This window comes from Arhodomonas sp. KWT (assembly GCF_010993615.1).
The window spans coordinates 1821-15766 of the sequence record NZ_WNXE01000063.1; the positions used below are offsets into that span (position 1 = coordinate 1821).

At 66.5% G+C, this 13946-nt stretch carries 11 protein-coding genes, 1 tRNA gene and 1 pseudogene; all 13 read right to left on the reverse strand.

Annotated features, from left to right (window positions below):
• A partial coding sequence (locus G7A99_RS10945; RefSeq protein WP_163140172.1) for a GTP-binding protein occupies positions 1-582 on the reverse strand: 582 nt, incomplete at its 3' end.
• Positions 583-602: 20 nt separating this feature from the next.
• Positions 603-1073, reverse strand: coding sequence for a 30S ribosomal protein S7 (rpsG, locus tag G7A99_RS10950; RefSeq protein ID WP_163140174.1), 471 nt, complete (start codon positions 1071-1073; stop codon positions 603-605).
• A gap of 38 nt (positions 1074-1111) precedes the next feature.
• Complete coding sequence (gene rpsL, locus G7A99_RS10955) at positions 1112-1486, reverse strand: 30S ribosomal protein S12 (RefSeq protein WP_018719721.1); 375 nt, start codon at positions 1484-1486, stop codon at positions 1112-1114.
• Between the two features lie 125 nt (positions 1487-1611).
• Positions 1612-5892: a DNA-directed RNA polymerase subunit beta' gene (gene rpoC / locus G7A99_RS10960; protein WP_163140176.1), complete on the reverse strand. Its 4281-nt coding sequence runs from the start codon at positions 5890-5892 to the stop codon at positions 1612-1614.
• A 127-nt stretch (positions 5893-6019) separates the two neighbouring features.
• Positions 6020-10084, reverse strand: coding sequence for a DNA-directed RNA polymerase subunit beta (gene rpoB / locus G7A99_RS10965; protein ID WP_163140178.1), 4065 nt, complete (start codon positions 10082-10084; stop codon positions 6020-6022).
• 166 nt (positions 10085-10250) lie between these two features.
• Positions 10251-10631 carry a 50S ribosomal protein L7/L12 gene (gene rplL, locus G7A99_RS10970; protein ID WP_026321271.1) on the reverse strand — a complete coding sequence of 127 codons (381 nt, stop codon included), beginning with the start codon at positions 10629-10631 and terminating at the stop codon, positions 10251-10253.
• Positions 10632-10712: 81 nt separating this feature from the next.
• Complete coding sequence (gene rplJ, locus G7A99_RS10975) at positions 10713-11234, reverse strand: 50S ribosomal protein L10 (protein WP_018719717.1); 522 nt, start codon at positions 11232-11234, stop codon at positions 10713-10715.
• Positions 11235-11503: 269 nt separating this feature from the next.
• The gene (gene rplA / locus G7A99_RS10980) at positions 11504-12199 is read right to left on the reverse strand and encodes a 50S ribosomal protein L1 (RefSeq protein ID WP_163140180.1); all 696 of its coding nucleotides are present in this window, start codon (positions 12197-12199) and stop codon (positions 11504-11506) included.
• Between the two features lie 3 nt (positions 12200-12202).
• Complete coding sequence (gene rplK / locus G7A99_RS10985; protein WP_163140182.1) at positions 12203-12634, reverse strand: 50S ribosomal protein L11; 432 nt, start codon at positions 12632-12634, stop codon at positions 12203-12205.
• A gap of 90 nt (positions 12635-12724) precedes the next feature.
• Complete coding sequence (nusG, locus tag G7A99_RS10990) at positions 12725-13258, reverse strand: transcription termination/antitermination protein NusG (RefSeq protein WP_018719714.1); 534 nt, start codon at positions 13256-13258, stop codon at positions 12725-12727.
• 6 nt (positions 13259-13264) lie between these two features.
• Positions 13265-13642, reverse strand: coding sequence for a preprotein translocase subunit SecE (gene secE / locus G7A99_RS10995; RefSeq protein ID WP_163140184.1), 378 nt, complete (start codon positions 13640-13642; stop codon positions 13265-13267).
• A 60-nt stretch (positions 13643-13702) separates the two neighbouring features.
• Positions 13703-13778, reverse strand: a tRNA-Trp gene (locus tag G7A99_RS11000).
• 91 nt (positions 13779-13869) lie between these two features.
• Positions 13870-13946: pseudogene (locus tag G7A99_RS11005) on the reverse strand (elongation factor Tu); the annotation flags it as partial.

A 13946-nucleotide genomic window follows, 5' to 3' on the forward strand; every position in this document is an offset into this window, starting at 1 on the left:
GTTCCAGTAGATGGCCTTCATGCGCACGAGGTCGACCACGCCCTGGAAGTCGTCCTCCGCGCCGATGGAAAGCTGCATGGGCACCGCGTTGGCACCGAGACGCTCGCGCACCATCTGGATGCAGCGGTAATAGTCCGCACCCATCTTGTCCATCTTGTTGACGAACACCATGCGCGGCACGCTGTACTTGTTCGCCTGCCGCCACACTGTCTCCGTCTGCGGCTCAACACCGGCGTTCGCGTCCAGCACGCATACCGCACCGTCGAGCACACGCAGCGAACGCTCCACCTCGATGGTGAAGTCCACGTGCCCGGGCGTGTCGATGATGTTGATCCGGTGCTCCGGATACTGCTGGTCCATGCCACGCCAGAACGTGGTGGTCGCAGCAGAGGTGATCGTGATACCGCGCTCCTGCTCCTGCTCCATCCAGTCCATGACCGCCGCACCCTCGTGCACCTCGCCCATCTTGTGGGAGATGCCGGTGTAGAACAGGATGCGCTCGGTCGCGGTGGTCTTGCCGGCATCGATGTGCGCCATGATGCCGATGTTGCGGTAGCGCTCGATCGGTGTCTTGCGTGCCACTGCGGAATTCCCCGTACGTGTTACCAGCGGAAGTGCGAAAAGGCCTTGTTCGCCTCCGCCATGCGATGCGTATCCTCGCGCTTCTTGACGGCTGCACCGCGGCTGTCGGCGGCCTCCAGCAGCTCGTTGGCGAGACGATGACCCATGGTGGTCTCACCCCGCTTGCGTGCGGAATCGATGATCCAGCGCATCGCCAGCGTATTGCGGCGCTCGGGCCGGACCTCGACGGGCACCTGGTAGGTGGCGCCACCGACACGGCGGGACTTCACCTCGACGACCGGGCGCACGTTCTCGAGCGCGGTCTCGAGGACCTCCATGGGATCCTCGTGCCCCTTGGCGGTGACACGATCAAGCGCGCCGTAGACAATCCGCTCGGCGACCGAGCGCTTGCCGTCGCGCATGATGAAATTGACGAAGCGGGTCAGCATCTCACTGCCGAACTTGGGATCCGGCAGGACCTTCCGCTTGGGAACTTCTCTTCTTCTCGGCATCGCGTTAACTCACCCTCTCTGCAGGAACGGTTCAGCGCTCAGCTCTTGGGCCGCTTGGCGCCGTACTTGGAGCGGCCCTGGCGGCGCTTGTCGACACCGGCGGTATCGAGAGAGCCACGCACCGTGTGATAACGCACGCCCGGCAGGTCCTTGACACGGCCGCCGCGGATCAGCACCACGGAGTGCTCCTGGAGGTTGTGGCCCTCGCCGCCGATGTAGCTCGCCACCTCGTAGCCGTTGGTCAGCCGGACACGCGCGACCTTGCGCAGCGCCGAGTTCGGCTTCTTCGGCGTGGTGGTGTAGACGCGGGTGCACACCCCGCGACGCTGAGGACAGGCCTCGAGCGCGGGGACGTTGCTCTTCGCCGCCCGGTGCTTACGCCCCTTCCGAACCAGCTGGTTGATGGTTGCCATAAGACGCTGACTCCAATAGTAAAACGAACGACAGGCCGGGACCCCCGGCCTGTCGAAAGTGGGTAATTGTATGGACCCCCCGGGGGAGTGTCAACACGGCCTCCCCGGGGGGCGTGGCAGCGCGCTTACTCGCCCGCGCTGTCGTCCCGGAAGCCGCCCTCGTGGACGGCGCCGCCACCGAGGTGGGGCATCGCCGGCGGAACCATGTCCAGCTCCGTTGCCGGCCGCTGCTGACGCTGGTGGCGTTCCGCGTGATAGGCGAACCCGGTGCCCGCCGGGATCAGGCGGCCGACGATGACGTTCTCCTTCAGGCCACGGAGCTCGTCGCGGGCACCGCGGGTCGCGGCGTCCGTGAGCACCCGGGTGGTCTCCTGGAAGGAGGCCGCCGAGATGAAGGAATCCGTCGCCAGCGACGCCTTGGTGATGCCGAGCAGCATGGGCTCGAAACGGGCCGCTTCCTTGCCCTGGGCCTCGAGCTGCTCGTTCTCCTCGAGCACCCGGCCCCAGTCCGCCTGCTCACCCCGCAGGTAGCGGGTGTCGCCGGCGTCCCGGATCTCGACCTTGCGCAGCATCTGCCGGGCGATGACCTCGATGTGCTTGTCGTTGATCTTCACGCCCTGCAGGCGGTAGACGTCCTGGATCTCGCGGACGATATAGCTCGCCAGCTCCGTGACACCGAGCAGCCGGAGTATATCGTGGGGGTTCGGCTCGCCATCGGCGATGACCTCGCCCTTCTCCACGTGCTCGCCCTCGAAGACGGTGACATTGCGCCACTTCGGGATGAGCTCCTCGTAGGTCTCACCGTCCAGCATGGTGATGACCAGGCGCTGCTTGCCCTTGGTCTCCTTGCCGAAGGACACGGTACCGGAGACCTCGGCCAGGATCGCCGGCTCCTTGGGCTTGCGCGCCTCGAAGAGGTCCGCCACGCGCGGCAGACCACCGGTGATGTCACGGGTCTTGGACGACTCCTGCGGGATACGGGCGATGACGTCACCGACGTCCACCTCTGCGTTGTCGTCGACACTGACGATGGCGTCCGCCGAGAGGTAGTACTGTGCCGGGATGTCGGTGCCGGCGAGGTTGAGGTCGTTGCCGTCCTCGTCCACCAGCTTGATCATCGGCCGCAGGTCCTTGTGCGCCACGCGCTCCTCGGTCTGCCGGCCGTTGGAGTCGACGACGGTGCGCCGGATCTCGCCGTTGCCGCGGGTCTTCGGATCCGTGACCACGAGGCTGGACAGACCGGTGACCTCGTCGACCTCCCGGTTGACGGTCACGCCCTCGACGAAGTCGAAGAACTTCAGCCGGCCCTTCACCTCTGTGATGATCGGATGGGTATGCGGATCCCAGTTCGCGACGATCTGGCCCGCCTCCACCGCCTCGTTGTCCTGCACCGCGATGGTCGCGCCGTAGGGGACCTTGTAGCGCTCACGCTCGCGGCCGTACTCGTCCATGACGGTGATCTCGCCGGAGCGCGATACGGCGACGAGGTTGCCGGAGTGGTGCTGCACGGTCTTGAGGTTGTGCAGCCGGGCAGTGCCGGCCGCCTTGACCTCGACGTTGCTCACCGACGCCGCACGGGAGGCCGCGCCGCCGATGTGGAACGTACGCATGGTCAGCTGCGTGCCCGGCTCGCCGATGGACTGCGCGGCGATAACGCCGACGGACTCGCCGACGTTGACCTTGTGGCCGCGCGCGAGGTCACGGCCGTAGCAGTTCGCGCAAACGCCGTGGCGGGTCTCGCAGGTGATCGGCGAACGCACCCAGACCTCGTCGACGCCTTCGTGCTCGAGCATGTCGACACGCAGCTCGTCGAGCAGTGTGCCGGCCTCGAGCACCACCTCGGTGCCTCCGGGACGGGTCACATCCTGGGCGACTACCCGGCCGAGGACCCGCTCGCGCAGGGGCTCGACCACGTCACCACCCTCGATGATCGGGGTCATCTTGAGGCCGCGGTAGGTGCCGCAGTCCGCCTCGGTGACGACCAGGTCCTGGGACACGTCCACGAGCCGGCGGGTCAGGTACCCGGAGTTCGCCGTCTTCAGCGCCGTGTCCGCGAGGCCCTTGCGGGCACCGTGGGTCGAGATGAAGTACTGCAGGACGTTGAGGCCCTCGCGGAAGTTCGCCGTGATCGGGGTCTCGATGATCGAGCCGTCCGGCTTCGCCATGAGGCCGCGCATGCCGGCGAGCTGGCGGATCTGCGCGGCAGAGCCACGGGCGCCGGAGTCGGCCATCATGAAGATCGAGTTGGTCGATTTCTGCTCGATCTCCTTGCCCTCGGCATCGGTCGCCGTCTCCTTGCCGAGGCGCTCCATCATCGCGCGGGCGACCTCGTCGTTGGTGTGCGACCAGATGTCGATGACCTTGTTGTAGCGCTCGCCGTTGGTGACCAGGCCCGAGGCGTACTGCTCCTCGATGTCCTTCACCTCCTCCTCGGCGCGCTCGAGGATCTCCGCCTTCTCCGGCGGGATCACCATGTCCTCCATGCCGATGGACACCGCGGCACGGGTGGACATGTGGAAGCCGAGGTACATCAGCTGGTCGGCGAAGACCACGGTGGCCTTGAGGCCGAGGCGGCGATAGCAGGTGTTGATCGCCTCGGAGATCGCCTTCTTGGTCATGTCCCGGTCGACCAGCGAGAACGGCAGCCCGTCGGGGACGATGTCGTAGAGCAGCGCGCGGCCCGCGGTGGTCTCCACCCGGTGCACGGACTCGGTGACGTTGCCGTCGTCGTCCTGCACGACCTCACGGATGCGCACCTGCACGCGCGCCTGGAGCTGGATCTGGCGGCTCTCGTAGGCACGGTGGATCTCCTGGGTATCAGAGAACACCATGCCCTCGCCGCGACGCCCGACCAGCGACAGGGTCATGTAGTACAGGCCCAGCACGATGTCCTGGGAGGCCCCGATGATGGGCTCACCGGAGGCCGGCGAGAGCACGTTGTTCGACGACATCATCAGCGCCCGCGCCTCGAGCTGCGCCTCGATGGACAGCGGCACGTGCACCGCCATCTGGTCGCCGTCGAAGTCGGCGTTGAACGCCGGGCAGACCAGCGGGTGCAGCTGGATCGCCTTGCCCTCGATGAGCACCGGCTCGAACGCCTGGATGCCCAGGCGGTGGAGCGTGGGCGCGCGGTTGAGCATCACCGGGTGCTCGCGGATGACGTCCTCGAGGATGTCCCAGACCTCGGGGGTCTCGCGCTCGACCAGTTTCTTGGCGGCCTTGATGGTGGTCGCCAGACCCAGGCGCTGCAGGCGCGAGAAAATGAACGGCTTGAACAGCTCCAGCGCCATGCGCTTGGGCAGGCCGCACTGGTGCAGGCGCAGGGTCGGACCGACCACGATCACGGAGCGCCCGGAATAGTCCACGCGCTTGCCCAGCAGGTTCTGGCGGAACCGCCCCTGCTTGCCCTTGATCATGTCCGCCAGCGACTTCAGCGGCCGGCGGTTGGTGCCGGTGATCGCCCGGCCGCGGCGGCCGTTGTCGAGCAGCGCGTCCACGGACTCCTGGAGCATGCGCTTCTCGTTGCGCACGATGATGTCCGGCGCCGAGAGCTCGAGCAGCCGCTTGAGGCGGTTGTTCCGGTTGATCACGCGCCGGTAGAGATCGTTGAGATCCGAGGTCGCGAAGCGGCCGCCGTCCAGCGGCACGAGCGGACGCAGGTCCGGCGGCAGCACCGGCAGGACCGTCATGATCATCCACTCGGGCTTGTTGCCGGACTCGAGGAACGATTCCACGAGCTTGAGCCGCTTGGACAGCCGCTTGATCTTGGACTCGGAATTGGTCGCGTCCATGTCCTCGCGCAGCCGCGCCGCCTCGTCCTGGAGCTCCAGGCTCTTGAGCAGCTCGAACACGGCCTCCGCGCCCATGCGCGCGTCGAACTCGTCACCGTACTGCTCCACCGCGTCGAGGTAGCCGTCGTCGGTGAGCAGCTGACCGCGCTCCAGCGGCGTCATGCCCGGATCGATAACGATGAACGCCTCGAAGTAGAGCACCCGCTCGATGTCGCGCAGGGTCATGTCGAGAAGCAGGCCGATGCGCGAGGGCAGCGACTTGAGGAACCAGATGTGGGCCACCGGGCTCGCCAGGTCGATGTGGCCCATGCGCTCGCGGCGCACCTTGGCCAGCGTCACCTCGACGCCGCACTTCTCGCAGACCACACCCCGGTGCTTGAGGCGCTTGTACTTGCCGCACAGGCACTCGTAGTCCTTGACCGGGCCGAAGATCTTCGCGCAGAACAGCCCGTCGCGCTCCGGCTTGAAGGTCCGGTAGTTGATGGTCTCGGGCTTCTTGACCTCGCCGTAGGACCAGGACCGGATCTTCTCCGGCGACGCCAGGCTGATGCGGATGGCGTCGAAGTCATCAAGCTGCGCACCCGGCTGCTTGAACAGATTCAGAAGGTCTTTCATAACCGCTGCCCGTCCAACTGTAGTTGGCAAATTCGCTGCGGGGACACCCCGCCCCGCTCAGGCCGGCCGCCCATGGCGGCCGGCGCGCTGTCTGGCATCGGGACCGCACCGCGGCCCCGTCGCCCCGTCAGTCGTGCTCCAGCTCGATGTCGATACCGAGCGACCGGATCTCCTTGACGAGCACGTTGAACGACTCCGGCATGCCCGCCTCCATGCGGTGATCGCCGTCCACGATGTTCTTGTACATCTTGGTACGGCCCGGCACGTCGTCCGACTTGACCGTGAGCATCTCCTGGAGCGTATAGCTCGCGCCGTACGCCTCCAGCGCCCACACCTCCATCTCGCCGAAGCGCTGGCCGCCGAACTGGGCCTTGCCGCCGAGCGGCTGCTGGGTGACCAGCGAGTACGGCCCCGTCGAACGGGCATGCATCTTGTCGTCGACCAGGTGGTTGAGCTTGAGGATGTGCATGTAGCCGACGGTCACCGGCCGGTCGAAGGCCTCGCCGGTGCGCCCGTCGTACAGCGTCGTCTGCCCGGACGTCGGCAGGCCGGCGAGCTCGAGCATCGCCTTGATGTCGTCCTCGTTGGCACCGTCGAACACCGGCGTGGCCATGGGCACGCCACCGCGGAGGTTGCCCGCCAGCTCCAGCACCTCCCCGTCGCTCAGCGAGTCGAGGTCCTCCTGCTTGCCGGAACGGTTGTAGATCCGGCCCAGGAAGTCGCGGATGTCGGTCACGCTGCGCTGGGCGTCGAGCATCTCGCCGATACGCCGGCCGAGGCCCTTGGCGGCCCAGCCCAGGTGGGTCTCGAGCACCTGGCCGATGTTCATGCGCGAGGGCACGCCCAGCGGCGAAAGCACCACATCGATGGCCTCGCCGTTCTCGTCGAACGGCATGTCCTCGACCGGAACCACTCGGGAGATCACACCCTTGTTGCCATGACGGCCGGCGAGCTTGTCGCCGGGCTGGATACGCCGGCGAACGGCCAGGTAGACCTTGACCATCTTGAGCACACCCGGGGCGAGGTCGTCGCCCGCGGTGATCTTGCCCTTCTTCTCCTCGAAGCGGTCATCGAAGGCCTTGCGCTGCGCCTCGAGCTGCTCCTTGACCTTCTCGAGCTGCTGGGTGACCTCGTCGTCGCGCAGACGGATCTCGAACCAGCGGCTGCGCTCGACGCCGCGGAGATACTCCTCGGTGAGCTCGGTGCCGGCGCGCAGCCCGTTCGGGCCGCCCTCCGCGACCTTGCCCACGAGCAGGCGCTCGAGACGGGCAAAGGCGTCGTTCTCGAAGATGCGGTACTGGTCGTTGAGGTCCTTGCGCACCGCCGCGAGGGCATCCGACTCGATGGACAGCGCACGCTGATCCTTCTCGACGCCGTCGCGGGTGAACACCTGCACGTCGATGACCGTGCCGTCCATGCCGGAGGGCACCCGCTGCGAGGTGTCCTTCACGTCGGACGCCTTCTCGCCGAAGATCGCGCGCAGCAGCTTCTCCTCAGGGGTGAGCTGGGTTTCGCCCTTGGGCGTGACCTTGCCCACGAGGATGTCGCCCGCCTTGACCTCGGCGCCGATGTAGACGATGCCGGACTCGTCCAGGCGCGAGAGCGCGCCTTCGCCCACGTTCGGGATGTCGGCGGTGATCTCCTCCGGGCCGAGCTTGGTGTCCCGGGCCACGCAGGTGAGCTCCTCGATGTGGATCGTGGTGTAGCGATCCTCCTGGACCACCCGCTCGGAGACGAGGATCGAGTCCTCGAAGTTGTAGCCGTTCCAGGGCATGAACGCGACGCGCATGTTCTGCCCGAGCGCGAGCTCGCCCATGTCCGTGGACGGGCCGTCGGCGAGGACGTCGCCGCGGGCCACCACCTCACCGGGGCGCACCAGCACCTTCTGGTTCTGACAGGTGTTCTGGTTCGAGCGCGTGTACTTGGTGAGGTTGTAGATATCGACACCCGGCTCGCCCGGTGCGGTCTCCCCGTCGTTGACGCGGACCACCACGCGCGCAGCGTCGACCTGCTCGACCACGCCGCCGCGGTCGGCGCAGACCGTCACGCCGGAGTCCACCGCCACCGAGCGCTCCATGCCGGTACCCACCAGGGGCTTGTCGGCGCGCAGGGTCGGCACGGCCTGGCGCTGCATGTTCGCGCCCATGAGCGCGCGGTTGCCATCGTCGTGCTCGAGGAACGGCACCAGCGAGGCAGCCACCGAGACGATCTGCTTCGGCGAGACGTCCATGTACTGGACCTTGTCCGGGGTGGACATGCCGAACTCGTTCTGGTGGCGGATCGAGATGAGGTCGTCGACCAGGCGGCCTTCCTCGTCCACGCGGGCGTTGGCCTGCGCGATGATGTAGCGCGACTCCTCGATCGCGGAAAGGTAGTCCACGTCGTTGGTGACCTGGCCGTCCACGACCTTGCGGTAAGGCGTCTCGAGGAAACCGTAGCGGTTGGTGCGCGCGTACACCGCGAGCGAGTTGATCAGGCCGATATTCGGCCCTTCCGGGGTCTCGATCGGGCACACCCGGCCGTAGTGGGTCGGATGGACGTCACGGACCTCGAAGCCAGCCCGCTCGCGGGTGAGACCGCCCGGCCCGAGCGCCGAGACGCGGCGCTTGTGGGTGACCTCGGAGAGCGGGTTGTTCTGGTCCATGAACTGCGAGAGCTGCGAGGAACCGAAGAACTCCTTGATCGCCGCCGCCACCGGCTTGGCGTTGATCAGCTCCTGGGGCATCAGCCCCTCGCTCTCCGCCAGGCTCAGGCGCTCGCGCACGGCACGCTCGACGCGCACCAGGCCGACGCGGAAGACATTCTCGGCCATCTCGCCGACACAGCGCACGCGGCGGTTGCCGAGGTGGTCGATGTCGTCGGTGCTGCCGTGACCGTTGCGGATGCTGATCAGCTCGTGGAGAACCGCGAAGATGTCGCTGTGATCCAGCACGCCCTCGCCGGTGACCTCGTCCCGGCCGACCCGCAGATTGAACTTCATCCGGCCCACCGGCGAGAGGTCGTAGCGGTCGGCGCTGAAGAATAGGTTCTCGAACAGGTTCTCCGCGGCCTCCTTGGTCGGCGGCTCGCCCGGGCGCATCATCCGGTAGATCTCCACCAGCGCCTCGAGCTGGGTGCGGGTGGAGTCGATGCGCAGGGTGTTGGAGATGTACGGGCCACGGTCCAGATCGTTGACGAACAGCGTGTCGAAGGTCTCCACGCCGGCGTCGCGCATCTGCTGGACGAGCTCCTCGCCGAGCTCCGCGTTCGCCTCGGCCAGGATCTCGCCGGTGCCCGCATCGATCACGTCGTGGGCGAGGACCTTGCCGGCGAGATAGTCGTCCGGCACCTCCAGCTCCGTGAGCCCCGCCTTCTCCATCTGCCGGATGTGGCGCGCGGTGATCCGCCGGCCGCTCTCGACGATGACGTCCTCGCCCGCGCGGATGTCGAACGCCGCGGTCTCGCCGCGCAGGCGCTCCGGCACCAGGTCGAGCACGATCCGGCCGTCGCGGAACCGGTAGGTGTTCTTGTCGAAGAACAGGTCCAGCATCTGCGTGTTGTCGAACCCGAGCGCACGCAGCAGCACCGTCGCCGGCAGCTTACGGCGGCGGTCAATGCGCACGAAGATGCAGTCCTTCGGGTCGAACTCGAAATCGAGCCACGAGCCGCGGTAGGGAATGACCCGCGCGGTATAGAGCAGCTTGCCCGAGGAATGGGTCTTGCCCTTGTCGTGATCGAAGAACACACCCGGCGAGCGGTGGAGCTGGGAGACGATCACCCGCTCCGTGCCGTTGACGACGAAGGTGCCGTTGCGGGTCATCAACGGCAGCTCGCCCATGTAGACTTCCTGCTCCTTGATGTCCTTGACGGTGCGCGCGTCCTTGTCGTAGATCACCAGTCGCACGAGCACGCGCAACGGCGCGGCGTAGGTCAGCCCGCGGAGCTGGCACTCCTTGACGTCGAACGCCGGGTCGCCGATGCGGTAGCTGACGTACTCCAGGGCCGCGCTGCCGGAGTAGCTCTCGATCGGGAACACGGACCTGAACGCACCGTGCAGACCGCCTTCCTCGCGGCCGTCCGGATCGCGCTCGAGCTGCAGGAAGTCACGGTACGACTCGATCTGAGTGGCGAGGAGATAGGGGACATCCAGGATGTTCGGCTGCTTGCCAAAGTCGTTCCGGATGCGCTTCTTTTCGGTGAAAGAGTAGGCCATCGAGCTTCCTCACCCAGGATTTGGTTCCAGTGGCGTGTCCAAAGCGCTGCCCACCGCGATGGGCAGGGCTTTGGGCCGCCTGTGACACAAACAGGGAAAGGCCGGCAGCCCGTGGCCGCCAGCCATTCCCCGTCATCAAGCTGAAAGTGCTTGTATCGCCAAGCCCTTACTTCAGCTCCACGGAGGCACCCGCCTCCTCCAGCTTGGCCTTGATCTCCTCGGCCTCGTCCTTGCTGGCGCCTTCCTTGACCGGGGCCGGCGCACCCTCGACGACCTCCTTCGCCTCCTTCAGGCCAAGGCCGGTGACGCCGCGCACGGCCTTGATCACGGCAACCTTGTTGGAACCGAAGCTGGAGAGCACGACGTCGAACTCGGTCTGCTCTTCCTCGGCAGCGGCCTCACCACCACCGCCGGCGGCCGGCGCGGCCGCGACAGCGGCAGCGGCGGTGACGCCGAACTTCTCTTCCATCGCCTCGATCAGCTCAACGACCTCCATGACGGACATGGAGGCAATAGTCTCAAGAATATCGTCCTTAGAAACGGCCATCGTCAAATCTCCTCAGCGTTGACGCGTAATCGTCGAAATACCAGACAGCAGCGACAGTCAGGATCGCAGCGGCGCCGCGCGTTACTGCTTGGCGTCCTTCACTGCAGCGAGCGTACGGACCAGCTTGCCGGGCACCTCGTTGAGGGTCGTGGCAAGCTTCTGGACCGGCGCACGCATCGTCGCCATGAGGCGGCTGACCGCCTCGTCGTAGGTCGGCAGACTGGCCAGACGTTCCAGCTCGGCGGCGCCGTAACGCTCACCGCCGACGGCAACCATCTTGACCACGAGCTGCTCGCGCTCCTTACCGAAATCGCGGATAACGCGAGCGGCCGACCCGGGATCCTCCTGCGAGAAGGCAAGAAGCAGCGGGCCCTCGAGCCCCTCCGACATGCACTCGAAGTCGGTGCCCTCCACCGCCCGCTTGGCGAGGGTGTTCTTGAGCACCTTGAGGTACACACCGGACTCGCGCGCCTTCACACGCAGCCGATCCATGTCACCGGCATTCAGCCCGCGATACTCCGCCGCAACGGCGGAATGGGCGTCAGCGGCGACACTGGCAACCTCCTGCACCATCCGCTTTTTCTGTTCCAGACTCAGTCCCATTGCTTTCCTCCTGGAACGCGGTTGGTTCGAAGGGGCAGCCGGCCGTGACCGGCAACCCCGGGGACGGTTTCCGCCCCCGGCCCGCTCCGTGGCGGGCCGGACGGTGGCCCCTTCGCAGGATGGTCGATCCTGTCTGGGCTGCACCGTCTGCGCAGGCGGCCTCGCGGCCTTTAAGCGCTTTCGCGCACCATGCGGTCTTAGACGGCTGTCGCGTCGACGACAGCCTCAAGACCCTTGCGGGTGCGCCGGCCGGGCCGGCGCACCGTCATTCATGCACTCAGGGACGCGAGGTCGATCGAGACCCCGGGACCCATCGTGGTGGAGACCGTCACCCGCTTGAGGTAGGTCCCCTTGGAGGTGGACGGCTTGACCTTGTTGAGGTCGATGATCAGCGCCTCGAGGTTCTGGCGCAGCTGATCGACCCCGAAATCCACCTTGCCGAGGGTGCAGTGGATCAGGCCGCCGCGGTCCGTACGGTAGCGAACCTGACCGGCCTTGGCGTTCTGCACCGCCTCGGTCACGTCGGTGGTCACCGTGCCGACCTTGGGGTTCGGCATCAGGCCGCGCGGACCCAGCACCGGACCAAGCCGGCCGACGACGCCCATGGTGTCCGGCGTGGCGATGACCACGTCGAAATTCAGCTCGCCGCCCTGGATGCGCTCGGCGAGATCCTCCAGGCCAACGACGTCGGCGCCCGCCGCCTCGGCGGCCTCGGCGTTCGCGCCCTGCGCGAAGACCGCGATGCGCACGGTCTTGCCGGTGCCGTTGGGCAGCACGGTGGAGCCGCGGACCACCTGGTCCGACTTGCGCGGATCGACACCGAGATTGACGGACACGTCGACGGACTCGGTGAAGCGTGCGTTGGCGAGCTCCTTGAGCAGCCCGAACGCCTCATCGGCCTGGTACAGGCGCGTCGCGTCGATCCGCTCGCGGAACATCTGCTTGCGCTTGCTCAGCTTCGCCATGGCTTAAACCCCCTCCACGTCGAGGCCCATCGAGCGCGCGCTACCCGCGATGGTGCGCACCGCCGCGTCCATATCGGCCGCGTTGAGGTCCGGCCACTTGGTGCGGGCAATCTCCTCGAGCTGCTCGCGGTTGACCTTGCCCACCTTGTTGGTATTGGGCTGGCCGCTGCCCGACTTGATGCCGGCCGCCTTCTTCAGCAGGATCTGGGCCGGCGGTGTCTTGGTGATGAACGTGAAACTGCGGTCGCTGTAGACCGTGATCACCACCGGGGTCGGCAGCCCCGGCTCCATCTCCTGGGTCTGCGCATTAAACTGCTTGCAGAACTCCATGATGTTGACGCCGTGCTGACCCAGCGCCGGGCCCACCGGCGGGCTCGGATTGGCCTGACCGGCGGCCACCTGCAGCTTGATGTAGGCTTCGACCTTCTTTGCCATGACGGACTCCTGATAGTGGGTAATGACGCCGGCGGACTGGTTACCCCGGCTCCCCGGAACGGCCCGCGCGGTGGCTGCCGCGCGGCCGGACTAGCCCTTCTCGACCTGACTGAACTCGAGCTCCACGGGGGTCGAGCGCCCGAAGATGAGCACCGCAACGCGCAGGCGGCTCTTCTCGTAGTTGACCTCCTCGACCACGCCGTTGAAGTCGGTGAACGGCCCATCGATGACGCGCACCACTTCGCCAACCTCGAAGAGCACCTTCGGCCGCGGCTTCTCGGTGCCCTCCTTGACGCGATTGAGGATCTGCTCGGCCTCGCGCTCGGAGATGGGGGCGGGACGGTCACTGGAGCCGCCGATGAAGCCCATGACCCGCGGCACGTTGCGCACGAGGTGCCACGTCTCGTCGGTCATCTCCATCTGGACCAGCACGTAGCCGGGGAAGAACTTCCGCTCGCTACGCCGCTTCTGCCCGTCCTTGATCTCGACCACCTCCTCGGTGGGAACGAGGATCTCACCGAACTGGTCTTCCATGCCCGCCCGGCGCACACGCTCCTGAAGGGAGCGCTTCACCTGGTTTTCGAACCCCGAGTAGGCGTGGACCACATACCAGCGCTTCGCCATCAGGGATCAACCTCCAGGTCGCACGAGGGACTCAACCCCCCAAAGGAAAAACATATCCAGCAGCCAGAGCATGACCGCGACCAGCAGCACCATCGCGATGACGATCATGGTCGTCTGCAGCGTCTCCTGGCGGGTCGGCCAGACCACACGCCGGAGCTCCTGACGTGATTCACGGGCGAAGGCCCAGGCGGCCCGACCGCGCACGGTCGACATGGCGATGCCAATGGACACCGCCGCCACCGCGATCAACCCGATGGCCCGGTACAGCACGGACTGCGCCTCGAACCAGTAGAAGGCGACCACCCCGAGCAGGAACAGCCCGATGGCGGCGGCCAGCTTCAGGGAATCGAGCGGCGAGGACTGACTTTCGGCTCTGGCACTCATGAACTGCCTGCAAAAACACTACGCCGCCTCCTGTATCAGGGCGGCGGCGTCGATATCAGATGGCAGGCCAGGAGGGACTCGAACCCCCAACCTGCGGTTTTGGAGACCGCTGCTCTGCCAATTGAGCTACTGGCCTATAACCGATGCCGGCGGGCGTCGCACACCGGCGAATTGACTAGAGTAAACGAAAGCGGGCCGCGAGGAAACCCCTCGCGGCCTCGCCGGCCTTACTCGATGATCTTGGAGACGACGCCGGCGCCGACGGTACGACCGCCCTCACGCACCGCGAAACGCAGCCCCTCTT